At 52.9% G+C, this 22919-nt stretch carries 21 protein-coding genes, 4 pseudogenes and 1 riboswitch; of the genes and pseudogenes, 10 read left to right on the plus strand and 15 right to left on the minus strand.

Annotated features, from left to right (window positions below):
- The first annotated feature begins 103 nt into the window (after positions 1-103).
- Positions 104-1228 carry a site-specific integrase gene (locus AC3WJP_RS06220; protein WP_141249913.1) on the plus strand — a complete coding sequence of 375 codons (1125 nt, stop codon included), beginning with the start codon at positions 104-106 and terminating at the stop codon, positions 1226-1228.
- Positions 1229-1740: 512 nt separating this feature from the next.
- On the opposite strand, the gene AC3WJP_RS06225 is transcribed toward AC3WJP_RS06220, so the two are convergent.
- On the minus strand, positions 1741-4677 hold the full coding sequence (locus AC3WJP_RS06225; RefSeq protein ID WP_080480018.1) for a DEAD/DEAH box helicase: 2937 nt from the start codon (positions 4675-4677) through the stop codon (positions 1741-1743).
- Between the two features lie 727 nt (positions 4678-5404).
- Between AC3WJP_RS06225 and AC3WJP_RS06230 the strand changes: the two genes are divergently transcribed.
- Both AC3WJP_RS06230 and AC3WJP_RS06235 read left to right on the plus strand, forming a co-directional pair.
- A complete protein-coding gene (locus AC3WJP_RS06230) occupies positions 5405-5755 on the plus strand; it encodes a metalloregulator ArsR/SmtB family transcription factor (RefSeq protein WP_003366540.1) in 351 nt (116 codons plus the stop codon).
- 61 nt (positions 5756-5816) lie between these two features.
- Positions 5817-5957, plus strand: a pseudogene (locus tag AC3WJP_RS06235) (ATP-binding protein); the annotation flags it as partial.
- A 468-nt stretch (positions 5958-6425) separates the two neighbouring features.
- Here AC3WJP_RS06235 and AC3WJP_RS06240 read toward each other — a convergent pair.
- The 3 genes from AC3WJP_RS06240 to AC3WJP_RS06250 all read right to left on the minus strand — a co-directional run bounded on the left by AC3WJP_RS06240 (position 6426) and on the right by AC3WJP_RS06250 (position 9181).
- A complete protein-coding gene (locus tag AC3WJP_RS06240) occupies positions 6426-6806 on the minus strand; it encodes a COG4315 family predicted lipoprotein (RefSeq protein WP_284358074.1) in 381 nt (126 codons plus the stop codon).
- Between the two features lie 327 nt (positions 6807-7133).
- Positions 7134-8126: a beta-propeller fold lactonase family protein gene (locus AC3WJP_RS06245; protein ID WP_080480017.1), complete on the minus strand. Its 993-nt coding sequence runs from the start codon at positions 8124-8126 to the stop codon at positions 7134-7136.
- Positions 8127-8284: 158 nt separating this feature from the next.
- Positions 8285-9181, minus strand: coding sequence for a LysR family transcriptional regulator (locus AC3WJP_RS06250; protein ID WP_003366532.1), 897 nt, complete (start codon positions 9179-9181; stop codon positions 8285-8287).
- 117 nt (positions 9182-9298) lie between these two features.
- Between AC3WJP_RS06250 and AC3WJP_RS06255 the strand changes: the two genes are divergently transcribed.
- Positions 9299-10468 (plus strand): TDT family transporter, encoded by a 1170-nt coding sequence (locus AC3WJP_RS06255; protein ID WP_080480016.1) that lies wholly within the window; start codon positions 9299-9301, stop codon positions 10466-10468.
- Between the two features lie 8 nt (positions 10469-10476).
- Here the strand turns inward: AC3WJP_RS06255 and AC3WJP_RS06260 are convergent, their stop codons facing one another.
- From AC3WJP_RS06260 to AC3WJP_RS06285, 6 genes and pseudogenes are all read right to left on the minus strand, one after another.
- On the minus strand, positions 10477-11079 hold the full coding sequence (locus AC3WJP_RS06260) for a uracil-DNA glycosylase (protein WP_003366527.1): 603 nt from the start codon (positions 11077-11079) through the stop codon (positions 10477-10479).
- Positions 11079-11230 (minus strand): annotated as a pseudogene (locus tag AC3WJP_RS06265) (inorganic diphosphatase); the annotation flags it as partial. The gene AC3WJP_RS06260 and the pseudogene AC3WJP_RS06265, both read right to left, overlap by 1 nt.
- 83 nt (positions 11231-11313) lie before the next feature.
- Positions 11314-11538 (minus strand): hypothetical protein, encoded by a 225-nt coding sequence (locus tag AC3WJP_RS06270; protein ID WP_003366524.1) that lies wholly within the window; start codon positions 11536-11538, stop codon positions 11314-11316.
- Complete coding sequence (locus AC3WJP_RS06275; protein WP_042930421.1) at positions 11535-12881, minus strand: voltage-gated chloride channel family protein; 1347 nt, start codon at positions 12879-12881, stop codon at positions 11535-11537. The genes AC3WJP_RS06270 and AC3WJP_RS06275 overlap by 4 nt, the downstream gene beginning before the upstream one ends.
- Before the next feature lie 79 nt (positions 12882-12960).
- Positions 12961-13033: riboswitch (Fluoride riboswitch) on the minus strand.
- 81 nt (positions 13034-13114) lie between these two features.
- Entirely contained in the window at positions 13115-13438 is a 324-nt protein-coding gene (locus AC3WJP_RS06280; protein ID WP_003366518.1) for a DUF190 domain-containing protein, read from the minus strand.
- A 10-nt stretch (positions 13439-13448) separates the two neighbouring features.
- Positions 13449-13604 (minus strand): annotated as a pseudogene (locus AC3WJP_RS06285) (CrcB family protein); the annotation flags it as partial.
- 545 nt (positions 13605-14149) lie between these two features.
- Here AC3WJP_RS06285 and AC3WJP_RS06290 point away from each other — a divergent pair.
- Positions 14150-14506: pseudogene (locus AC3WJP_RS06290) on the plus strand (lipoyl synthase); the annotation flags it as partial.
- A 35-nt stretch (positions 14507-14541) separates the two neighbouring features.
- Here the strand turns inward: AC3WJP_RS06290 and AC3WJP_RS06295 are convergent.
- The 5 genes from AC3WJP_RS06295 to AC3WJP_RS06315 form a co-directional block, all read right to left on the minus strand.
- Positions 14542-14715 (minus strand): hypothetical protein, encoded by a 174-nt coding sequence (locus tag AC3WJP_RS06295; RefSeq protein ID WP_229631847.1) that lies wholly within the window; start codon positions 14713-14715, stop codon positions 14542-14544.
- A gap of 114 nt (positions 14716-14829) precedes the next feature.
- Positions 14830-15459 carry an HAD family hydrolase gene (locus AC3WJP_RS06300; protein ID WP_042930435.1) on the minus strand — a complete coding sequence of 210 codons (630 nt, stop codon included), beginning with the start codon at positions 15457-15459 and terminating at the stop codon, positions 14830-14832.
- Between the two features lie 52 nt (positions 15460-15511).
- A complete protein-coding gene (locus AC3WJP_RS06305; protein WP_229631848.1) occupies positions 15512-15928 on the minus strand; it encodes a DUF6957 family protein in 417 nt (138 codons plus the stop codon).
- A gap of 301 nt (positions 15929-16229) precedes the next feature.
- The gene (locus AC3WJP_RS06310; RefSeq protein ID WP_003366508.1) at positions 16230-16520 is read right to left on the minus strand and encodes a hypothetical protein; all 291 of its coding nucleotides are present in this window, start codon (positions 16518-16520) and stop codon (positions 16230-16232) included.
- Positions 16517-17251 (minus strand): metallophosphoesterase, encoded by a 735-nt coding sequence (locus AC3WJP_RS06315; RefSeq protein ID WP_168082727.1) that lies wholly within the window; start codon positions 17249-17251, stop codon positions 16517-16519. Before AC3WJP_RS06315 ends, AC3WJP_RS06310 begins: the two co-directional genes overlap by 4 nt.
- A 284-nt stretch (positions 17252-17535) precedes the next feature.
- On the opposite strand from AC3WJP_RS06315, the gene AC3WJP_RS06320 reads away from it, so the two are divergent.
- The 5 genes from AC3WJP_RS06320 (at position 17536) to AC3WJP_RS06340 (ending at position 22887) form a co-directional block, all read left to right on the plus strand.
- Positions 17536-18012, plus strand: a complete 477-nt coding sequence (locus AC3WJP_RS06320; RefSeq protein WP_493720610.1) for a helix-turn-helix domain-containing protein — start codon at positions 17536-17538, stop codon at positions 18010-18012.
- 145 nt (positions 18013-18157) lie between these two features.
- Positions 18158-20113 (plus strand): DUF7380 domain-containing protein, encoded by a 1956-nt coding sequence (locus AC3WJP_RS06325; RefSeq protein WP_080480015.1) that lies wholly within the window; start codon positions 18158-18160, stop codon positions 20111-20113.
- 175 nt (positions 20114-20288) lie between these two features.
- The gene (locus tag AC3WJP_RS06330) at positions 20289-20555 is read left to right on the plus strand and encodes a hypothetical protein (protein WP_003366500.1); all 267 of its coding nucleotides are present in this window, start codon (positions 20289-20291) and stop codon (positions 20553-20555) included.
- A gap of 578 nt (positions 20556-21133) precedes the next feature.
- Positions 21134-21556 carry a hypothetical protein gene (locus AC3WJP_RS06335; protein ID WP_080480014.1) on the plus strand — a complete coding sequence of 141 codons (423 nt, stop codon included), beginning with the start codon at positions 21134-21136 and terminating at the stop codon, positions 21554-21556.
- Positions 21557-21711: 155 nt separating this feature from the next.
- Positions 21712-22887, plus strand: coding sequence for a restriction endonuclease (locus AC3WJP_RS06340; RefSeq protein ID WP_080480013.1), 1176 nt, complete (start codon positions 21712-21714; stop codon positions 22885-22887).
- Positions 22888-22919 lie beyond the last annotated feature (32 nt).

Here is a 22919-nt window from a genome sequence, read left to right on the forward strand (position 1 = left end):
ACATCTCTTACGTTATTGCAGCCTGATAAATGTTGAGTTATGGGATTTTACTGACGATCTTTTTTATGACTTCACTAATGCGCTGCTGCAAGAGCAAATACTCGTGGATGGCGTACGCGAGCCCAAGCGGGGCCGAACTCACATCCGAACCATACAATTGCGATGCCTCTATTTCTTGCTATGGATCTCGGAAAACTTTTCCTTCCTGAGTGTTCAACCGCTGATAGGTGAGTCAGGCTGCAGCCCTCAAATCACTATTACTTTCAAGAGAAACCCTCACACTGGACATTTAGAGATATATCATAGCGACCTAGTTTCACCAGCCCCTCCAATTGACGATAAAGGAGTAATCACAGAGAAAGCCATTCAATCAGTTCAAGACGCCATTTTCCGCCATCACAACATTCAAGAACTTCCGGCCCGCGCACTCACAAAACTCAAGCACGATCCAAGTTTTTTTCATATACTAAATACATATATATATGAACGTCGAATGTTCATGATCCGGATGATGAAGCTCACAGGACTACGGCCTGAGGAGCTCATAGATATTCCACTTTCATTGAACCTTGAAGTCCTAACTAAACTATATATCTCCATACCGACGAAAAAGCGAGAGTATCCGGCTCCCATCAGAAAATTTCGAGTCAATAGTCGAGCAGCAATGGACTTTGATCGATATATCACGCAGCGTAAAGATTTTCTCAGGGCGCTCGTTGAACGAGGGAGTATCAAGTCGATACCAGATTCCTTACTCTTAACCGTGCAGGGTTCACCTCTCAAGAAGTCTAGCATGACAAAGGACTTTGACCGACTCTGCATATCTGCTGGACTCGGAGACGTCAGGGCATGCTTGTCAATGTTTCGCCATCGTTTTGTCACTAGAGAAATTCACATTTTGCTGATAGAGCGTTTCGAGAAGCATCCTGATCTTCAAATCGCCTGGACTGCTGCATTACGGGATGATATCTGCTTCATCGTAGCTCAGAAAACTGGCCACAAACATCCTGCATCTCTTCATGTCTATTTTCATGAAGAATATCGTCTCCTAACCAAGGATCCAGAAGAAGTGCTGATGCGAAAAAACGTTGAGATACTAGACGAATCTCAAGATGCCCTGATAGATCTTAAATTTCAAAACCAATTAACTCCTTCAAACTCCATGGCAGACGAGATTAGCAAGATTCAATCTAACATCGACCGACTATATGCAAAGATTTTCGGGTAAAGCCGCAGGCGTAATGACTTCGGTAAGACGGTCATCGATTTGGCGAAAAGCGATTCAAGAAGCTAAGGAGAGAGTCCGCTGGCAGGCTCAAGAGGTCGGGCTTGGAGGGTCACTCGGCTTCCCAACGAAAAGGCCCGGCGACTGCCTCCAGGAAATTGCTGAGCGCTGGCACGCCTTCCCCCTCCCTCAACAAAAAGCTGCATTTTAGCGGCTTTACACGACAGCTCAGCCAATCAATGTGTAACCCAAGCCTCGACTTCATCACCACCGTACTGCGCCTTACAGTTTACAAACACTTAAAGCCGAGATGCCTCGAATAGGACATACAGGTGTTCGCGTCGCGCCATGCTTGCCAAAGCTCCGACCGGCAGACGCGAGCCGCTGGATCAATGGTTCCAAATATCCAAATCTCAGCGGGGGGCTCACTTGAGAGCGCCTCCCCTCCTGAATCGTAATTGCACTGTTAGGTACGGCCTAGCGACCAGGCCGATCCCAAGCATTTTGTGTGCAGATTACGGGCTGGTGACAACCTTCACATCTGCCGCCGATACGCTCTTGATGTATGAGTAGCTGGTGCCAAGCACCGCTAGCTGATCAGCCGAAATTTTCGCTGCCGAGATAGCAGGCTGTACGATCACGAATTTGAAGACCATCTCGTGGTCATGGCACTTGTTGCGCAGCAGCTCCAAGTCCTTGGGGTCACCCTTCAAAATTCTATCGAACCCTTTGGGTAACGATTGTTGATATCGGTACATCAACCGATCAAAGAATTTTTCGTGGGTGTATAGCCATTTGACTGATCGTGACGCCTGACCGCACACCTCATAAACATCCTCCACCTGGGCACGAGGTTTTGCCGCCTGCCCCTTCTTAGCCGGGCAGTACTTGCAGTGATAGAGGTCGACCAGGATAGCGTCTTTGGTTTCCCGGATGGCCACCAGGTCTGCGATTTCACCATTGCCGTCATCGTTAAAAATGAAGGAATAGTCGTTCTGAATTTGACTGAAGGTAAAACCCTGCACCGTGTCGAGGTCACGCGCCGCCCTCATGGACTCGATGTGGAGCGGAGTCGCTCCCCAGTTCCAAGGTTCGATCAAATCCCCAGGCAGCTTGAGATCCAAGCTGTTGGGGCTATACGCGCGATAGTTACCCTCCACCATCGAACCATCTACGGCGAGCAGCACGAGAGGGTTAGCATCGAGATAGTCCTCTAACAAGCGCTCATCGGCGAAGGTGATTTTCACGCCAGGGCAACTGACCTTGTAGCCATCGTGCAGTAGCCGAATGGTAATGTCCGGAAGCTGCCGCTCACCGTCTGGGACTGCGGCAAAGACAGACACGCTCAACGTGAGGTCATCGGTGCGCTGCGGCTTATCCAGGCGAACGTCGAGTAGATTGAAAACCTCACCATTGGAAACCAGCGAAATTTTTTGCTCATTTTCGATCGCAATAGATTCTGGCCAATCGGCGTAGAAAAGCCCCATCGGCCAGGCATCTTCAATCTTATCCGAACGCATGACATCTTTAAGCACATCAGAGGACTTGATCGTGGCGTCGTTCAGCTTGAGGGACGCGCGCTTGCACCACTCGATCCAGTACGTAATGGACTCCGAATTCATCTCCCATATCTTTCCCTTGTGAGAGCAGCCTACGGTGGTGCGCTGCCCACCTTCGAATCCCGTGGCAAAAATGTTGGACTTCTTCGCCGTGCCGTTCTGAATCTCGTTGATGACAGCATTGATGTCTCGACCGACGTGCATGGTGAATCTCAGATCCTTACGAGCCCTGGACAGCCCCACGTTCTGAAGCTTCATCAGCTTGATGTCGTGCAAAGTCCGGAATGTCGGCTCGCCGCTGATTCGCCGGGAGTCTTTGGCAATCAGTCCGAGAAACCGTGCTGTCTGCGTCTCGTCCCCCGATGAGTGGATGAACAGGGTTTTGTCCCGCGCGTGGTAGTAAGCAAGATAAAGAAGCCAGTTGGTATCTGAAATAGCAGAAGTGTTCGCCCATCCCACTGGCGTCTCACGGCGGGTGACCATGATGACGGTGTCTTGCTCATCGTTGATCGAGAGATACTGCAGCTGCTCCCTCTTCTGAGAGAAATGCTCGGCGGCATCAGGCCGCCATTTATCACGGTCAACATGGTAGGCGACCGCACTGATTTTTGGGTTTGGATTAAGGCCCAAGATTTCTTCGGAATCGGGATCGTTTGAAAACTGATCGCTGAACTCCTCCTTTTCGATCTCGCGGCTGATCTTGTCATTACTGACATCTCGAATCACTGCACTCCAGTCAGCGCTCTCCTTGTACAGCGCGGCCATTTGATAATCCGTCTTCTGATTCGCAATGTTCGAAACGAATTTCGCATCCCCCAGAGTCGGGTCGACGCGGGTAAGCCGACCGATGAACTGAAGCGTAACAGCTGGACTTCGATGCTGGTCATGAATGGCCGCAATCTTCAATTCCGGGAGGTCAAAACCTTCACCCAGCATATCCACGCAGACAATAATCTGATGTTTCTTTGCGACAATATCGCCCATCAGATTTGCCCGATTCTTCACCTTGCTGTGGATGAGGACAGGCGATAGATCGTCATGCTTTTTGTACAGCTCGAACAGCATTTCAGCGCGCTTTTGGGATCGCGCCCGTACCATCAAAAGGTGCTTGAAACCCTGAGCCTGATCGCTTCTCAGTAATTCTACCGCCTTGTCCGCAACCGCTTGGTCAGCAATTTCCAGGTTGTACTCTCGCACAGGGTGAAATTCGATGGCCTTGAAGTACCCGTCCGTCTGCGCATCCTTCAACGGGTAGTTGTAGATGATCGTCCCTTCCAGCGCCTGGTTGTCTTCTCGGAACGGCGTGGCGGTGAATTGCAGGCGGGGTTTCTGTTTAAACGCCGTCTTGACCCTTCCCCATGTCATGGCGGCTACGTGGTGGGCTTCGTCAATCATCAGGTGGCTGCAGAGATCGGCGAGGGCCTGAAGCGCATCTGGGACGAAGCGCTGCAGCGCTTGCGGCGTCGCCACAATGACATTCGCGCCTGCGAGCTGCTGTACCTCTTCGACCGACATTCCTGAACTGACGGCCATGACGACAGGGTTGAGCGCTGTCTCAGAAACGGCGCCGATTTCACGAAGCTTTTTGAGATCGCATTTCTTCACGAGCTGCGAACGTAAAGCATCAGACGGGACTAGCACCAACGTCCTGGGCAACCTGCCCGCGATCAGCAGCGCAAGCATGGTGTCCGTTTTTCCAGTACCCGTTGGCATTACCACTGTAGCGGTCGTATTAGGTGACATCACAAGATGCCCCAGCGAGGCGTATAGCGCCGCGAGCTGTGGTTTGCGCAGGCCCAAGGTATTGGTTTCTCGGACAGCCTGATTGAAATTGAAGAGATGCTGATGCCAGCTTTGGTAGACCTCGGTGTACTTCCCTGCCGCTTCGGTCATTGCGCTAACCCTATGGAGATGGATGGATACCGCCTTTAGTGGCCAGATAGTATCAGTGCATCGATACTTAGGGTGCATAGCCGTTTGTGACGCGTTGTTAAGGACTAAGCAGGTCTTACGTTTCCAAGGTCACGGACTGGTGCAAGCGGTCTCAAATCGTGAATGCCGTCGTGAGTGGCCGCTGAGATCCAATGCGGCGGTGGACAAAGGATACTGGCGGCTAGACGCATAGCCTCGGTATTGGCAACCGAAGGTGGCCAAACATTGAGCGAATACAGGGCAGCTAAATGACCGTAAAATTCAGGGGGACATCCTCGAACGCCAAAGCTGATTCGAAGACTTGCGCGAACGTGCCACTCCCTCTTACGCATGCGGAATTCGATGCAATGATGCAGGTGGAAAATTACCTAGTATCTGACCACCCAATTCCATAGCTGCTGACCAGTTGATTGCATTCGCACTGACCACTCAATTGCATTCGACCTGACCAGCTAGCCTGTCATTACGCTTGGCGTACTGAATCCAAAATCGCGTTCAGCGAGCATTCATTCGAACATCAAACCTCCGCTTGCGTGCTGAGGCTAATCCCTCCGTGTCGTTGCCCCGTGGACTACCTGTGAGCATTGATCCCCGGATCGTAAATTTCCGTCACGAGGCGTTTGTACAAGCAGACTGATTGTGTTTACATTTGTATATTCGGTTATCCACATATAAAGGGCAATTGCTTATGAGCCTCGCACCACACACATTCTTCAAATGCCTTGGAGACGAAACCCGCGCCCGGATCATGCTCATGCTTTCGGCTGAAGGTGAGCTTTGCGTGTGCGAGTTGATCTGGGCACTGGACGATAACCAGTCGAAGGTTTCGCGGCACTTGGCCCAACTGCGTGCCTGCGGGTTACTCGCGGATCGAAGGCAAGGTCAGTGGGTTTACTACCGCCTGCACCCCGAGCTTGAACAGTGGGCACTGGATGTTCTGAACGTCACTATGCAGGCACACCAGTGCTGGGTTAACGATCATCAAGGACGGCTGGCCTCCATGGAAGACAGACCCGTGCGCCAAGCCTCCTGCTGCTGACCTCCTGACCTGGAACATACCCATGCTCATCGCAGCATCGATTTTCGTAGTTACGCTCGTCTTTGTTAAAGAAAAATGGTAAGACCTGTTCTCTGACTCCACGATTGCCGATGCAATTCTTGACCGTATCGTTCACAAGTCCCACATCATCGAACTGAAAGGCGAATCAATGCGAAGGATCAAAAATCGAAAACGGTCGTAAGAGCATCTGACGCTTGCCCAGGTGGGCAATACGAATGCAAGTGGTCAAGTTGAATGCAAACAGATGGGAAAATACAACGCAATCAGCTTTTTTAAGTAATTTGTCCCTAGCGGAATTAAACTTTTTGCTATGTTCCTTGTATCATCCTACCCTAATCAGATCTGTGGGTTGAAACCGTAATAAATCCCAGTCCCGCTGCTAGCCCCTATTGAAGTTTAACAGTCCAGAGGTGATCCAGATGGGCTGTGTAGATGGGGCTTAGTATCTGGATGCTTCATACCCCAGTGTGGCGTTACGGGAATACGTCCAGGGTGTACGGTGCCTCGGCCCCATTTTTCTTTGACATGATCCATCAAAGCTTTATGAGGCGCGGCGGCTGTATGTTGGCGAAAATATCAGGTGTGTACTTTTCTGGCTTGCGCCACTGACAAAGCCAGTGGCGCAAGCCAGCCAGTTAATTATGTGATGTTACGGCTTGGCAACGTGCCAGACCTGATTGACGCCGTCACCGGTTGTATCCCCTGGCTTGGTATCTTTGACCCAGCTGTAAAGTGGCATGCCTTTGTATGCCCATTGTTTTGTGCCATCGTCTCGAGTGACGACAGAGTAATCATGACCCGCTTTCACGTCTGCGGATACCGGTAAAGGTGGCCAGTTTGCAGCGCATGGCCCATTGCAGACCGACTTGCCCGAGGTGTCCTTGCCGAAGGTATAAAGAGTCATTCCTTTCGCGTCTACGAGTACTTTTCCCTTGTCCGTTTCAGCCAGCTTGACTGGCGCATCGGCGACCGCCAAACCCGACATGCAGCAGGCGGCAACAGCGACGGTGAGAATCATTTTTTTGAACATATGTATTTCCTTTGGTCATTTTTAATTTTTAGAAGACCCACCTGCTATTTGAAACAGCAGGCGATCAGACAGTAGACGAGCCACAAACAGGTTAATTCGATTCCATAGAAAAAACGTCCCGATATCATTTTTTTGCTGGAATACTGGGCTCCCCCCCCCGACCCTGTGCCTTCCTCAATTGAGCAAAGCGACGCTCACGGTCAAGCATCACTAGCTCAGCTCAATGAGCGACGGCGATTCATCATCCAGAACTCATCACTTTCACTCATTATTATTCACTTGGTCGTGGAGTATCAGCAGGCCCCCATGAAGGCCTGCGCTGTTCAATCAGTCGGCCTTGAGCGTCGACACCACCTTGTTGCTGGCGAGATCGACTGTGGAGATACTCAAGTCCTCGTTGAGGACATAAGCCTTCGACTTGTCTTTGGTGAAGACAATGGCCTGGCGGGGTGCCTTCAAACCGGTCACAGTGGTCGTCACTTTCAGGGTTTTGGTGTCGATCACTGAAAGGCTGTTGTCACCGAGGTTACCCGAGTAGACGTGCAGCCCGTCTGGAGTCAGGGCTGCGCCGTAGGGGTCTTTGCCCACCATGACGGTGGTTGTGATGGCGCGTTTTTGAGTGTCGACAACGGCGATGCTGTTACTGCCGCTGTTAGCCGCGTACAGCGTATTGCCGTCCGCCGATAGGGAGATGGCGCGCAGCTTGTTGAAGCCAGTGATCTCACCTTCGATGGTATTGGTCTTGCTGTCGACCAAGGTAATCTTGTCCCCAAGAAAGTTGGTGACATAGACGGTTTTGCCGTCAGGGCTTACCCGGATACCTTGGCGCGGTTGGGAGAAGCCAGGTACCACAGCTACTGGCCGCTGGTGATCAAGGTCAATGACCGACAGCGTGCTGGCCGCTTCATTGTTGACGTAGAGCAGGCTTCCGTCCTTGCTAAGTGTGGTACCAAAAGCACCTGCGCCCAACGGAATATCTGCGATCACTTTCAAAGTCTTGGTGTCAATCTTGCGCACGACCCCCAAACTGCTGTCGGAGAGGTAGAACACATCGCCAGTTGGCGAAAACACAATATTTCGCGGCGTGACGTAGCCGGTGAGAACCTGGCGAACCTTACCGGTTTTCAAATCATAAACCACTACATCTGGACGCTGACTGTAAGAGACCACCGCCGTCGTTTCATCAGGGCTGACGGCCAGCGAGTTGTTGTGAATATCGCCGTCAAACGTCCAGCGATCTTCCGCGGCCCACGCGCTCATCGTTGTGGCCAACGCAACACCCAACGTCAGGGCTGTGACGGTTTTCTTTATCACATTCATCAGAGTTTCCTCATAAGGGTAAGCAAGGCATCCAGTCGCGCCTTGGCAAAGACAACTCGTTCATCGCTGCAGGGCAATGAGTTGACCTTATGCGTCTTTGATAAATTCCGGAAACAACTTGTTTTGGTAGCTCTTACCTGTTTTATAAATAGGTCTGGCTACCTCTGGCTCACGAATTGACTGCAATGTTCCCAGAATCGCTCAAGCCCAGGCGAGATGTATTTGTCCCGGTGGCGGATCAGAAAAAACCGTCGTGTCAGTGCAGGCAGGGAGTGCGGCAGTTGAACCAGGGCTTCAGAGGCCAGTAGATCCCGAACGACCCAGCGGGACAGGCAACTGATGCCGATGCCTTGTGCGAGGGTATGCTTGATGGCCTCTGAACTGCCGATCTGGCGCGTTTCGGCGAGATCGTGCAGATGACGCAGCAGCAGTTGTTCGACTTCTTCGCGGGTACCAGAACCTGGCTCGCGCAGTAGCCATTCAGCAGTACGAAGGTCGTCAAGTGTGACCTGCTGCTTTATTGCCAAGGGGTGCCGTTGGCCTGCGACAATAAGCAGCTCATCAACAAGCCAAGGCTCGGCACTGAGTTCGGGGAGGTGGCAAGGCCCCTCGATCAGGCCCATATCAATCTCGAAATCGGCGACTCGTCTTGCGACCGCCATGCTATTGGCCATGTCGACATCGACCCTCAAATGTGATGCTGATCGACGCAGCTCACCGAGAATCAATGGCAGAACATAATTGCCTATCGTGGTACTGCATCCTACCCGCAAGCGTGTTTTCAGCCCGGCATGGCCTGGTAAGAAACTGGCCTCTATCTGTTGTGCATTCTCAAGCATCCTTCTGGCTTGAGGCAGTAAGGCATGGCCGTTATCGTTCAGCACTAAACGCTTGCCGACACGGTCGAACAGCCTGGTATCCAAGGCACTTTCCAACTCGTTCAGTGCGGCGCTGGTTGCAGATTGGGACAGTGACACCGAAATGGCTGCGCTGGTGGTGCTACCGTGCTGCGCGACGGCGCAGAAAATTTGTAGCTGACGTAGGCTTAGCTTCAAGAAATCTACCTTCTTAATAGGTAATGTAAACCTATACTATCCGTTTTTACCGCTATCCCCATCAAGCTATACTTCAACCATGTCATATTGAAGGCACACTGAAGCGGGAGCGCGAAAATGAGTGATACACGACTCGCAGCTATCATGGGCGGCAGCCATCCCCTGGCGGCCTTGTCCAATCCACGAGAAGCGATCCGGCAGTTCACACCCAACTGGTTCGCCGCCACGATGGGCACCGGGATTCTGGCTCTGGCTCTGGGCCAACTGCCTTTTGCTGCGCAGTGGCCCAAAGCGTTAGGGGAAGCTTTGTGGTTTTTTAATATCGTGCTGTTTTGCCTGTTTACGCTGATGTACGCGAGCCGATGGGTGTTGTTCTTCGATGAGGCCAAACAGATCTTCGGCCACTCCACTGTATCGATGTTTTTTGGAACCATCCCCATGGGATTGGCGACCATCATCAACGGTTTTCTCCTTTATGGTTTGCCACGCTGGGGGGATGGGGTAGTCGCTTTAGCGGAAGTGTTGTGGTGGATCGATGTCGCCATGGCATTGGCCTGCGGGGTGCTGATCCCTTACATGATGTTTACCCGTCAGCAGCACAGCATCGATCAGATGACAGCGGTATGGTTGCTGCCAGTAGTTGCGGCTGAGGTGGCTGCCGCGAGTGGCGGTCTATTGGCTCCGCACCTCGCTGACGCTAGCGCACAGTTCACCATGCTCATCACCAGCTACGTGCTGTGGGCCTACTCGGTGCCCGTCGCCTTGAGCATCCTGGTGATCCTGTTACTGCGCATGGCGCTGCACAAACTACCTCATGAAAGCATGGCAGCATCGAGCTGGCTGTCTTTAGGGCCGATCGGTACCGGAGCTTTGGGGATGTTGGTGCTGGGCAACGATGCTCCAGCGATCTTTGCTGCTCATGGAATGGCAAGCATCGGCGTCGTAGCCGAGGGCATTGGCTTGATCGGTGGTGTGCTGTTCTGGGGGCTGGGATTGTGGTGGATGGTATTGGCGCTGCTAATTACCGGGCGCTACTTCAGGGAGGGCATCCCCTTCAACCTCGGCTGGTGGGGCTTCACCTTTCCGCTGGGAGTGTACGCCGTAACAACCCTCAAATTGGGCTCTATGCTGCACCTCACGTTCTTTAGCTTCTTTGGCGTGGCACTGGTGTTGATGCTCACCGTCATGTGGATGATCGTCGCGGCCAAAACCCTGGCGGGTGCCTATCGCGGCAACTTGTTCGTCTCGCCGTGTATTGCCTCACTGAACAAGGCGGGCAAAACCTGAGCCTTTGGCTACTCGATCGACTGTTTGGCGTGATGCAATGTGGACAAAATGCGCTGCCTAACATTCGGGTGAGTGCAAACAGAAAGGGGACTGGGGTGTGGCATTTTCAGCAATGAAAAGTCAGGGAAGGCGAGCCGAACACGCGGTATGGCTTTCTGGGCAACACGTCCGGCAAATACGATAGTGACGAGATCAGGAAAAAGCGTCAGTAGCGTGATCAGCATCTCGATACCTTCGTCGATTTGCGCTCTGCGGAGCGCACCCTTGGGCTTTTCGAGATCTGGTAGCCAAGGGTACAAATTCCAAAGGACGGTTTCGTGACGTGCCAGTCCAACCTGCTCAATGAAACCTTTGAGGTTGCGTTGTGCAGGCCCCGCATTGTCTCTTGAGACGTACCGTGGAAGACTGATCGTTCGAGCGGGCGATTCCAACAAAATCAATACCCTTGCGAAGACGCCGCCATCCAGCGGATCGAAATACGGTAATGTTCTTTCGCCCGTTGACTGGGCCGTTACCCAGCGCGTCAATTCAGCAATTTTCGGCAGCAGCAAAAAGTCTTTTCTTTCCTTCAGAGAAATTTCCTGATCTGCGCTCTTCTGATTGAGTAACACTACTTGGAAGCCTCCTTCTGCAGGTTGTACGCCGCTACCGATTTACGAATCTCTTCCCGCACCTCATCTGCGTTCCCCCAACGCCCCATCTTCAACCATTTACCTCGCTCCAATCCCTTGCAGTTTTCAAAAAATGCTGAATCTGAGCGAGTCATAGCGCGGGAGCTCGCACCTTGCGCAACTCGTCAGCGTGGTTGCGCAAAGGTGCGCAGCGTTTCATCGTGATGACGCATATCACCGAGCTCCGGGTAATGATGGGAAATGCTTGGCCCGGTAAATAGCCTGCAGAATCAGCTTGAGCATCATCTGCTCAATCTTATCTTTTTGGGCGACTTTAAGAAGGTGTTGGGCAAGCCCGGGCACACTCAGGTGGTGCCAGAAATTTGTAACTCGAGCCCGGCTAGCGCCAGTGACATAGAGCTGCAAAACTGTCAGGCGATCTTGGCGATGTCCGGTCATTTCTCTTCCCTGATAGGAGCCACTTTCCGCTCGCTGGCAGATTCACTTTGAGCATGAAATTGCTTGATATCTGAGAGCCGGATTTCCTCCGGCAGAGGACGGTGATGTTTGCTGTGACCCACGCGCTGGGCGTGATAGATCCCGGTATGCCCGGATACGAGGTAACTTGAGATACAGGCAATGGCTGCAAGCGGAGCAATTTCAGGGCCGAAGAGCTCCATGGCCATGACAATGGTTGCCAGTGGCGTATTAGCTGCGCCAGCGAAGACGGCGACAAAACCGATACCAGCCAGCATGCCGAAGGGGAGATGTAATAGGGGCGCTAGCGCGTTCCCCAAGGTGGCTCCAATGTAAAACAGCGGAGTGACTTCGCCGCCCTTGAATCCAGTCCCCAGGGAGACAACGGTGAACAACATCTTTCCAAGCCAGTCCCAAGGATCCATTGGCATGTGAAAGGATTGGACGATGCTCGGAATGCCCAGTCCGATGTATTTATCGACGTCGATATAATGGTTACCACTGAGCGCCCACACGGCGACTGCGATCAGCAGGCCTCCGGCGAAGGGGCGTAATGGCGAATAGGAGATAAGTCGTTTAACGAAAGCCCCGAGCTTATGGGTGGCCGTCGCGAATAGAAGGCCAGTGAGGCCGAAGATAATCCCTGCAGCTACCACAGCCATGACGCTCCAGAGCTGCACGGGAACCACTTCGCCAATGACGTAATGCGTATGAACCACTCCCCAGGCTTGCCCCACTTGGTCAGCAACGATTGCCGCAACCACGCAAGGGAAAAGAGCGTCGTAACGCATTCGTCCGATGGCCAACACTTCAAGTCCGAACAAAGCCCCGGCAAGAGGGGTGCCGAAGACGGACGCAAAGCCAGCACTGATACCGGCCATGAGAATCACCCGGCGATCTTCGCGGCGTAGCCGAAAGACATGCGTCAGTTGATCAGCAAGAGCCCCGCCCATCTGCACCGCCGTTCCCTCACGTCCCACAGATGCACCGAAGAGGTGGGAAACCACGGTTCCGATTAGCACCATCGGCACAATGCGCACAGGCACGATCTTCTTAGGATCATGGATCTCATCGATGATCAGGTTGTTTCCGGCATCAACGGGTTTGCCTATCAAGTGATACGCAAGTCCCACGGCGAAGCCAGCAACTGGCAGGAGCCAGAGCACCCAGGGATGGGCTTCTCGCCATTGGGTGGCATGATCCAAAGAAAGAAGGAATAACGCAGAGGCAGAGCCTGCCAAAAGAGCTACAAGACCAGCAAGCGCAAGCCATTTCGCAATATAGGGCAGTAAGTCGAGTTGTTCAGGTCGTCGAAATTTAGACATTTGGCCAGCCACAAAAAGTAAGTAGGCCTGACCAAAAAGGGATTCTGAGCGCGAACGCCTACAGACCTGGTTTGATCAGGTTTCTGTAGGCATCATCAGCTGCTACGGGCGCAGCGGTTGGTTAATGGAGGAATGCCATCTCCAATGCGCCGATCTTAGCTAGCCCTGTCCAAAATGTAAAATCGTGTTACGGGAAGGCGTCGTCAAGTCACAGCTTATGAAAGCAGGCCAAACTAGGTGGCATCTTTTCCGACGAAGCCCATCTCAATTGGGGTCTTTATGTAAAACAACGAGATATCCTCAAGCTCCAATCGCTTGAACAACTTTTCCGATTCGTCCTCGGTGATGGCCATACGAATTTCGGTAGGCTGATCCGCCATTTCAAAAAAATGCGAGGAATGCAGCCGACCGGTATGCCCAAAGCCTTCAATATCTGTGGATAGGGTCGCACCTCGCAGTCCCATTTCTTTCGCCAAATCAACGATCCAGTCGCCGAGCATCTTTCCCTGATAGCGACGGTTCTGTTGGGTAAAGAAAGTCACCAGGAAACCTTTCATGTTCATCTCCTCAGCGCGTGTCGAATATTTGATAGGACAGAAGCCCGGCAGCCGTCATTGCCAGCGAACCCACGACGTGTAGTGAAACTGAGCCGAGCACCCAGAACAGCCTGCCTTTCTGGATTAGGACAACGGTTTCTGCCGAAAACGTAAAAAAGGTAGTTAACCAATCATAATCCTGTCCTGGATTGGGGACATGAAGCTAATACACCTACGCACCCTGTCCAAGGTTCACGTACGCATCATGTGCACTGGTCAAGTCGGATGCAAACGACTGGTCAAGTCGAATGCAAACGGGTGGTCAAGTGAATGCAATTACACAGCAGGGGTGCCACGAGGCCGAAGAGTGGATGCTGAATCAACTCCGGTTGAAAAAAACTGCGGACATGCCCGCTGCCACCATTGCGTTTGAAGCAAAAATACATCCAATTCGTTGAGTGATGGCAACGACACCGTGGGTGCCAAAACGCTGAGAGCAAACAACGTTTCCAGACTCCGCCCTTACCTCTGCATCTTACCTTTCAGCAGCGTGAAGCCAGGGGCAGTCGACTGGGCAGTAACTTGCTCCTTTCACTCGACTTCGCTGCTCTACCTCAGCTTTCAAAATCCATTCCCTAAACTGTTGCGCGTAACGATGGCTTGAGAGGCTTCTAGGCCTGACCAGGTAATAGCCCTTATTCCGTCGCATCGGGCGATTGAATGGCGTAAGCACCAGCCTCTGACTTCGAGTGGTCTCTAGACCTGGAGGGATTCAAAATGCGTGTCCCTCACGTCCCCACCAAATCAGGGCTAATGTTGGGATTAGGTGAGACGGATGATGAGGTCATCGAAGTTATGCACCGCCCAAGAGAGCATAACGTCGATATGCTAACGTTAGGCCAATACCTTCGACCGTCACGAAACCACCTCCCTGCTCAGCGTTTTGTGCATCCGGATCAGTTCTCCAGGTTTGCCCTAATCGGTAGAAAGATGGGATTTCAGAATGTGGCATCCGGCCCGTCGGTTCGATCTTCCTACCACGCGGATTTGCAGGCAGGCAGTAAGCGTCCCCGCAACTCACCTTGCTAGTCTGCTCCCGCAAGTAGCTCCGCGATTCCATGGTGCTAATGTTTGGGCTTGGATTGTAGCAATCCGATTCTGTCTGACGCTGCGTAGCTGATGGAGTCGGTGAGCTGGGTCTGCATGTCGCGAAATTTGTCTTCAAGCGCCGGATAGCCACCAGCCTCGCGCAAGGCTCGAAGGACTTCGAGCATCTCGACAGCTTCTTCGATAGTCATCTGAATATCGCAGTACACGCTTTCACTAGTCACGGTCTCTGACCTCTTCAGTGGCGGCATTCCGGATAAGTCAGAGCGCCAAGTGGCTCCTAAACCTGAATGTGTCCAACGCTGCTACGATTCGCAAAGCACATGCCCGGCAAAAACCATCAAATCATTGATGCCCTCATCCTTCGATCTGTCGAGATGTATTCCGGTGATACCTACCTCGCGCGGGCCGTGACAATCGCAGCGCAGCGAATCACCCACCATGATGACTCTGTTCTCACCAAATCCATTGTCGGATTCGACGCCGATCATTTCGCAGGTTGCCTGATACATCCGTGGGTCTGGTTTAACCAGGCCAATTTCATAGCTAAACCCGAATGCATCCATGGTCGGAAATAACGTTTTGACAGCGCGACCGTATGGGTACGCAAGGTTGCTGCAGACTGCAACCAGGCGACTGCGCTCCTGCAGCAATGCGACGGCCTCTAGGGCATCAGGGAATGCCTCGATGGAGCTGACTTCATCCTCAAGAATTTTCTCGATTTCAGCCAACCGAGAAGGATGAACGCTGATGCCCAAGTGATCAGCCGCTTCGGACAACCCACCGTTAAACCTCATCAAGTTTTTTACATCGTCGGGGCTCGAACGACGTCCGTTCTTAAGCCCCTCTTTCAAAAGCTGTCTGTACGGATGTTTGCCAGGATTGATTTGCAAAATCGTCCCGAAAGCATCCAGAAGCACGGCCTTGTATCTCATCATCCGTCACCTTGTTTCGAGGCAGGAGATCGGGCCACTCAGAAACCAGACCTCAGGAAGTTTGCGTGAGACCACCAAAGCGCAACTGGGCCGCGCTCACCACGGTAGCGTCCGCCGCCTTCCTGAAACCTCGGCCCATGAGTATGTAAATGGTACCGGCGGTTTCGAATACTCCATCCTGGTTGTAGGACACTGCGAACCCAGACATGACGCTGTCCCCACTGCGAAGCCGATGGCTGCTATCTATCTTGACGTGATGGGCATACATGATCATTGGAAGCATCGGCTTTGGAAGCGGCACAACTCCATCTGCGCTGACTACATCAAACAGTATCCAGCCTGAAACCGCGCACCAAGGCTTACCTGAAACCTGGAGCTTTTTCTCGATCGTCGAGGCGGCTAATGAAGAAGCGCCTGCCATGGAGTGACCTTCTAGAGAGATCATTTCAAAGAACGGTAATAGCTCCATGGTCATTCTCCAGGCAGCGTCAGTAGGTTGCACGCCGGCGCAATCAGTACGTACGCACTGCCTGTGAGAGTTATTGCCACAAGGTGATCGGCTATCTCGACAAACTCCAAGACATCGGACGTTCGTATCAAGCGACCATTTCGAAACCTATCCTTATTGTCAAAATAAACTCTGCCGACCAGGCTAAATCCCTCAATTTCAGGCTGGTGCAGAAAAGCCGTAATCGCACGGCCAAAATTGATCAGGGAGGCGTCTGATACCTCAATCGGCACACGCTCATTTGATGCCATTGAATCAGCCTCTAGGAATGCTCTGTGACTATCACGTAGTGATCCTTGAGGCATTGACTGCGCACCAGCATGAATCCGTTCTTATGCATCAAAACGGTAACAGGCGGGGTGGCAACCGTCATGCCATCGTTGATGACGCCTGAGCGGTCTAGGAACGCCTCGGCAGCGTACCGATTGCCTATTCGCGCTGCGCTACAAAGGTATGCGTCTACGCTGACACCCCAGTCAATGTTACTGGCCACTAACACCAACGGAGGAACCGCCGGAGGCTGAGCCAAGCGGATAATCTGCTTATTGGTCATGAAGTGATCTCCACAATCTTGTGCGGGTCGAAACCCGTTTCTTCGTCGGGATACCCCCTTTGATTTGAAATCACCCGACATTCGCCAAACATGGCATCGATGGATCGATGCGTATGGCCGAAAATCCACACGTTGGCTTTTTCCACCAAGGAATGCCAGCGATTGAAATAGGCCGCGCTGACATGACCATCATGCTCATCGCCGGCGGCTTCTGGTATCGGGCAGTGATGACTCACTACGATCGTTGTCCCCTCGAAAGGAATGCTGAGCTCACGGTAAAAAAACTCACGAGTCGCCCGATTTTTTGCGATGACGTCAGCAGGGCGAAGGCGGCGATAATTGCTATCCGCCCTGATCATTTTGAAGTCGTTCATTACACTCGCGCACGTCATCGATGCTGCGACCACATCGCCCGTAGACGTGAAATCCGTCCACGCCGTACCGACCAAAAACCTGACATTGCCATGAACCCACGATTCGTTCTCCAACACATGAACATGAGGCGCTGCTGCAGCCTTCATCTTGCTCAAGGTGCGATCAAGGTGGCCTCGGTAAAGCTCGTGATTACCGCAGCAATAGATGACCGGACAAGTGAACGTCTCATTCGCCCAGAGCACACCTCGGGCCTGCAGATCAATGTCTCCAGCGAGCACAACCAGGTCGACCACGTCGTTGGGTTTCGGAAACGGTGCGAACTCATTGTGCAAATCAGATAAAACCAGAATTTTCATGACAACTCACGGGTGTGCTGCATAGCTTTTTGTGGCGCTGAGCAACGCTTGGTGATCAGAGCAGGGACAGCCACCAATGATCGGTTTATCGGTATATTGAACTGACCGCAAAGACGCTCCGCACACTACCCACACAAGGTTTTCGCGTTTGCTCCACCTATTGGAAAGGAACGCGCGCCTGTGCCATGGCAGGCCGATCCACAATGCCAGTCCCCTAGAAGCAACTATATACAGTGGAAGGGGACTAGGCAACATGGCTTTATCGTTGGCTTTGGGGAAGCTCCATGAACCTTAGGCTCGCGATCGGCGCAGTACTTCGCACGCTTCGCAGTAAAGAAAAGCGAACCCTGGAGAGCCTCGCCGAGGCCAGCAGCCACACCTACCTTGCAAGATTGGAACACGGAAAATCAGGTATTACCGTCGAGAAGCTTGAGCTCATAAGCGAGACCTTCGGGATCAGTCCCCTTACATTTTTGACTCTCGCCGTGGCGACTAGTAAGGGAGCAACGACCGACAGCCTTCTGCGCCAAGCGCGCACCGAACTGGAAAAATTCGAGGCCGACGGTGGGCTGGACGAGATCGCCAATCAGGTCAAAGACGGTGAGCTGGTCGCGCGGCTCCCCGGTAGGCAGATGGACTCGCAAAGGCTGGAGAACGTCCTCAAGTGCAAAGCCCAAGGGATGTCTCAGAAAATGACCGCTGAAACTTTGGGGATCAGCAAGCAGACCGTCAATAAGCTCTGGACGCGCGTCAATGAATGATCCGCTGTGCCTGTATCACCTATCCCCACCTAGGTAATCCGTATATTACCAATCCTCAGTTCGGTCAGGGATTGCTCAAACCTGCCCCGCCTTTCGTCATAGCAGAGCCGTGTGTCTGAGGCACATAAGGTAGGAGTAAATAAGAGTGAAGGCCACAGACCAACCAAGTACGACTCATCAAGCTGACCCCGGAATCAACGACCCACAATTGCAAGAGACAGCTGCAGAGCCTGACGCAGCTGGCGACAGCGCGCCTAATCGCTTTGAATTGGAACGGGCGTCGATCGAGGACTTTCAGCAAACGAAAATCACCCACCTGCTGGAAACCATCGATACGCTCGAATTTTACTCGCTCGACACCCAGTTCAGTGTTCTATCCAAGCAGGCCCTTGCCGAAGATCAGCGTGGAGCGTATCGGGCTTATCGAGTGCTGATGGTGGTGTGCTCATACCATTTTTCCGTTGATCGCCAGGATGCTTTCGGGCCGAGGTTGACCAGGGACGGAATGCGCACTCCTGTTCCCGCAGACATCGCCGGTGAGCAAAGCCACGTGCTCGCCGCTATTGCGGAGAATATCGATCATCCACTCATACGAGCGCGGGTTGCTGATATAGCGTGGTACAACCACAAGAGCCTCCACAAATGCGCCAGCTTATCCATCGAGGCGTATTGCCAGGCAATCGAGTTTTATCTCGACGATAAGCTCTCGTTCAGCTACGAGCCGCCCTCCGGCTTGTCTTCCAAAATCGTAGATCTGCTCCACCGCGTTTTTCATATTATCTCCAGCACCGGAAAGCGGAGAACTCCACCTGAAATTGCTGTGGCCTTATGGAAGCGCTTGTACGCCCAAGCGGATGAGCTGCAATGCTACTCGTCGTTCGATCGACTTGCTCGCCTAGGGCAGGCCTTCAGCCTTATTGAATGGACGCGGGTGGCACAGGACGCGGAGAGGTCGGCAAACAACTCAGAAGCAAATGACTATGCGATGGCGGTCAAAGTGCTATGGGATCTAGCCGCGCAGGCCCACCAGCTGTCCAAAGATCAAGAGGGCTTCAAACGCTGCAAGCTCAAGTCGATAGGACAGACCCTTAAAATGGGAGAAGGAGTGAACAGCTTCCTGGCCAAAGCGAGCTGGACGCGGGATGCCATCCGGGAGCTTCGGTCAATCCCGGGAATGCAAAAAGAGCTGGAAACCCTGAAGGCCGATCTGCTGGAGCAGCAAGCACAGGCCGCTCATGAGTTTTCATCATTTCTAACACCCATGGATCTGAGCGAAGAGCGCCAGGGAACCATCGATATCTTCCGCAACCTGACGCTTCCAAACTTCTTTTACAGGCTTGCCCATGTTTGCAGTGTGCCGCAGAAAATGGCGTTGCATACAGACATCATCAAAGATCGCAGCGATTCGTTCCTGTCCGACCTGTTCAGTGGGCGTATATACACGGATGTCTTAGGTCGCGTGGTCAACCAAGCGCCTGTCGTTAACCTAAACGAGACGCCTCCGCCCGAGTGGTATGCGCATGAAAGCCTGATCCCTCTGGATATCCACTACCAAATGGCAGTCGAAAGCCGAATTAAACCTGCTGCTCAGACATTGCTGACAAATTTCGCTGTCGACGATCGCCATCTGATGGTGATCACCACGGCCAGCCATTTTGTTTGCCCAGGTTTTGAACACATCTATGCCTTGGGGCTCGCGCGCTTTCTCCAAGGCGACATGATGTCTGCGTGTCACCTGCTATTCCCTCAGCTGGAAAACTCTCTGCGCCACGTGCTTAGCGACTCAGGTTTCGATACGTCGAAACTCGATGAAGAGATGCTGCAAGAAGACAGGTCGATCAGTGGGCTGTTGAAGAATCGACGCGATGAGCTGGAGTCGGTTTTTGGTGTGGATCTGATCTACACCATTGATCTCCTCTTCAATTTCAAGGGCGGGCCATGCCTGCGCCACGAACTGGCGCATGGAAAGTTGGCCTCTGGCAACTGCTACCATCATTCGAGTATCTACGCATGCTGGTTGATGTACTACCTTGCTTGCCTGCCACTACTCGCACATTGGAGAACCCATGTCGCACCACAGCTGGAGGAGATAGCGCTCTGAACCTTCCTGCAAAAGCACTGCTGGATGTGCCTGGAATTTACAAGCGATGCCAAGCTCCGTCAGATAGCTACTCTACATCTGGAGGAATCGACCTCCATCGGCAGACTCTGATATGCCAGGCCGCTGGAGGACTTTAGCTACTAGAGTTGTGCAGCCGGAGTCAGCAACGGAGAAAATGCAGCTTATGAATCCATCGTTTGAGGAGCTACTTACGATCGCCACCCAATGGAAAGAGCGTCACAAAGAATGCCTGGGCGGCGTTGTACTGTTTTGGGATGGCGAGGCGTACGCTTGGAAGGACTCCCTGCGGGACGCAGGACATGAGCGACCAGGCGTGCACGCGATTGACGAAGCGGGTAACGTATTTATCGCAGAAGGCGGCGATGACTATAACGGTGCTAAATGCTGGGTTGTCGTTGACAAGGCTATACATCAGCGTTGATGAGCTTCGGGGCGTCTGGCACACCCAAGGGAGGTTGCCTTTGCAGTTTTGATCCGTCCCCTAGGACAATGGAAGCCAAGCCGCGCTTCCGCACTGGGGCAGTTTTAACACTGCAACTGAAGGTTGAGAGCGCTCTTGAGCCCTCCTGAATACCTCACTCTGCGGGCTCGGACAATCAGGGCACCGGGCGCAATCCGCGCGTGGAAGGATCGAGCACCTATCTCACCGACTCGCACCCGAAGTTATGCTAATAGCAATCTGATGTGGAGCCGCAATTCCGTCCTCAAGCGGTAGACCGAGGATCGTGCCCTCTCGGCTGTGCCTTCGCCGGGGCGGCCCGCGATACCCGTAACAACTTTGGCGCCCAAGCCGGCGCGCAGTTGCAGAAGCCGCTTGAAATCATGAACCGTACGGCAAGTTTTTTGACTGTCCCGGTAGGAGCGTGCGCCTAGGCCTTGCTTGATGCGACACGTCAAAATGCCGCGCGATGCTACTTCGTGACCGAGTGAATCGCTTGTTGATGTGTTTGGCCGGAGGCTAGCTAGACTGAGTTCTTTGACTTCAGACAGGACGACGAAATGACCGAGTCACCGTACGTTACCCATCGCGAGACCCTACTCGAAGGCAAGTACGGCACCGCCTATCTGCTCCAACAGTTCATCCTCCATCAATACGATGCTTCTAGGTACTCGTTCGAAATTGATAACCATCGAGGGGGATTCGACAGCCGACACTTTCAGATGTACCAGGATATGAAGCAGTGGTTCTGGGAACATGGTCGAACGTCCGATGGCTTTGAAGAGCTTGCTGAGACCATCCAAGCTAGATGGGTTCGCCAGGCCGAAGCCAACCGGGATGAGCTTCTGCAGCTCAGGGAAATGCGTCCTGAAGACTACCCGCACGACAATGGGGCTGATCAACTGGAATCATACAAATCGGCCATCGCGATTTGCGAGATGCACCATCAAAGATTCGTCGAGAAGGGGTTTCTCGATGAGTGAGCATCGCGAAAAGGCAGCGTGGACGCCGGCATAGCACTGAGCTATCTTTCAGCATCGCACGATCTAGGCATCGGGCTGTTCACGGGCTGGCGATAGCTCATCAGGACTGCCCTTCCCTTCGTTTTCATATCGCACTCTGCTCAGAACGGACTCCCATGATTTATCAATGCAACGGATGCAACAGAACCACATTTGAAACCGCCTGCCCGTGGTGCAACAGCTCTCAGTTGTCCCCCTCGTCAGAACTGCGAGCTCAGCATCTGACGCCTCTTGACCCATCCTTCTACCCCGACTTCCAGTACCAGTCCAAAGGACTCATCAAGGACTTTTTGGGCAAGAAAAAGGAGCAGGCTCAGCTGAATGACCTGCTCAACAACGTGCTGAGGAAATACGCGCAGCTCAAGCAACCGTACTTCACAAACTTTATCCATACGACCCGAGAAGCCACGTCTGGAGCTACAGATGTCGGCGTGCCTGGCCCGAGGATGGATGGTGCGTACACAGAGCGTGAGCTGTTTCGAGAAGTGCTGATCCGTAAAGGCTTTGATGAGCTTGAGGGCTTGCCATCGCTGCTGGATAAGCTGCTGCTGACAACCGCATTCAACTCGACTTATGCAGGCTTCTCAAGAGAGCTCAGCCGACACATCAGGGCCGACCTCAATGAAACCCTTCGGTCGTGGATCGACGAGGCAGGAACGACATTTCGCTCAGACCTGGCCCTCTTCTACTACTACCTGTGGGAGAACGATATTTCCTATCCAGGCATGCAATTCAATCCCCAGGCGAACGCGTCGGCAGGCGCTGCACTGATGACCCTGCCAGCATTTCGCAGCGGGCTCAGCCTGTGCGAGGCCATCTACTTCGACATATTGGTTGAACGTCTCGGTAGCCAGCTTGAGCACTTCAATCCGAATCGGTTTATCACCATGTACCTCGTGGACGCGATGGACGGTTTTCAGTTCGAGGCGTTCCTGGTCGAGATCTTCCAAACCATTGGTTTCGACGTAAAAGAAACCAAGAAGACCGCCGACCAAGGTGCTGATCTGTTTGTGAGTCGGTTCGGTAAAAACATGGTCATCCAGGCGAAGAACTACACGGGATCTGTGGGGAACGCTGCAGTGCAGCAGGCGATCTCGGCAAAGGCCTTCTATGGTTGCGACGAAGCGATGGTGGTCACCAATTCGTACTACACCAAGTCGGCCAAAGAGCTCGCCACCTCAGCAGGTGTGAGGCTCGTTGATCGGGAAGGACTGCAGAGCTATCTCGACGATTACAATCAGAAGCTGATTGAGGTTTTCCAGGCTGAGGTAGAAGAAGAGCAGGCTCTCTAGGCTCCAGAGGCCGGCGGCATTATGTAAGGTGT

This window comes from Pseudomonas sp. GW821-FHT01A09, from assembly GCF_058986725.1.

Bases quoted from the DNA above. Each gene is read 5' to 3' on its own strand.
- AC3WJP_RS06310 (WP_003366508.1), bottom strand. From the start codon at position 16,520: ATGACCAATAAGCAGATTATCCGCTTGGCTCAGCCTCCGGCGGTTCCT.
- AC3WJP_RS06270 (WP_003366524.1), bottom strand. From the start codon at position 11,538: ATGACCGGACATCGCCAAGATCGCCTGACAGTTTTGCAGCTCTATGTC.
- AC3WJP_RS06330 (WP_003366500.1), top strand. From the start codon at position 20,289: ATGCAGCTTATGAATCCATCGTTTGAGGAGCTACTTACGATCGCCACC.
- AC3WJP_RS06230 (WP_003366540.1), top strand. From the start codon at position 5,405: ATGAGCCTCGCACCACACACATTCTTCAAATGCCTTGGAGACGAAACC.
- AC3WJP_RS06320 (WP_493720610.1), top strand. From the start codon at position 17,536: ATGAACCTTAGGCTCGCGATCGGCGCAGTACTTCGCACGCTTCGCAGT.
- AC3WJP_RS06275 (WP_042930421.1), bottom strand. From the start codon at position 12,881: ATGTCTAAATTTCGACGACCTGAACAACTCGACTTACTGCCCTATATT.
- AC3WJP_RS06255 (WP_080480016.1), top strand. From the start codon at position 9,299: ATGAGTGATACACGACTCGCAGCTATCATGGGCGGCAGCCATCCCCTG.
- AC3WJP_RS06295 (WP_229631847.1), bottom strand. From the start codon at position 14,715: ATGACTATCGAAGAAGCTGTCGAGATGCTCGAAGTCCTTCGAGCCTTG.
- AC3WJP_RS06245 (WP_080480017.1), bottom strand. From the start codon at position 8,126: ATGAATGTGATAAAGAAAACCGTCACAGCCCTGACGTTGGGTGTTGCG.
- AC3WJP_RS06340 (WP_080480013.1), top strand. From the start codon at position 21,712: ATGATTTATCAATGCAACGGATGCAACAGAACCACATTTGAAACCGCC.
- AC3WJP_RS06335 (WP_080480014.1), top strand. From the start codon at position 21,134: ATGACCGAGTCACCGTACGTTACCCATCGCGAGACCCTACTCGAAGGC.
- AC3WJP_RS06280 (WP_003366518.1), bottom strand. From the start codon at position 13,438: ATGAAAGGTTTCCTGGTGACTTTCTTTACCCAACAGAACCGTCGCTAT.
- AC3WJP_RS06315 (WP_168082727.1), bottom strand. From the start codon at position 17,251: ATGAAAATTCTGGTTTTATCTGATTTGCACAATGAGTTCGCACCGTTT.
- AC3WJP_RS06300 (WP_042930435.1), bottom strand. From the start codon at position 15,459: ATGAGATACAAGGCCGTGCTTCTGGATGCTTTCGGGACGATTTTGCAA.
- AC3WJP_RS06305 (WP_229631848.1), bottom strand. From the start codon at position 15,928: ATGGAGCTATTACCGTTCTTTGAAATGATCTCTCTAGAAGGTCACTCC.
- AC3WJP_RS06225 (WP_080480018.1), bottom strand. From the start codon at position 4,677: ATGACCGAAGCGGCAGGGAAGTACACCGAGGTCTACCAAAGCTGGCAT.
- AC3WJP_RS06240 (WP_284358074.1), bottom strand. From the start codon at position 6,806: ATGTTCAAAAAAATGATTCTCACCGTCGCTGTTGCCGCCTGCTGCATG.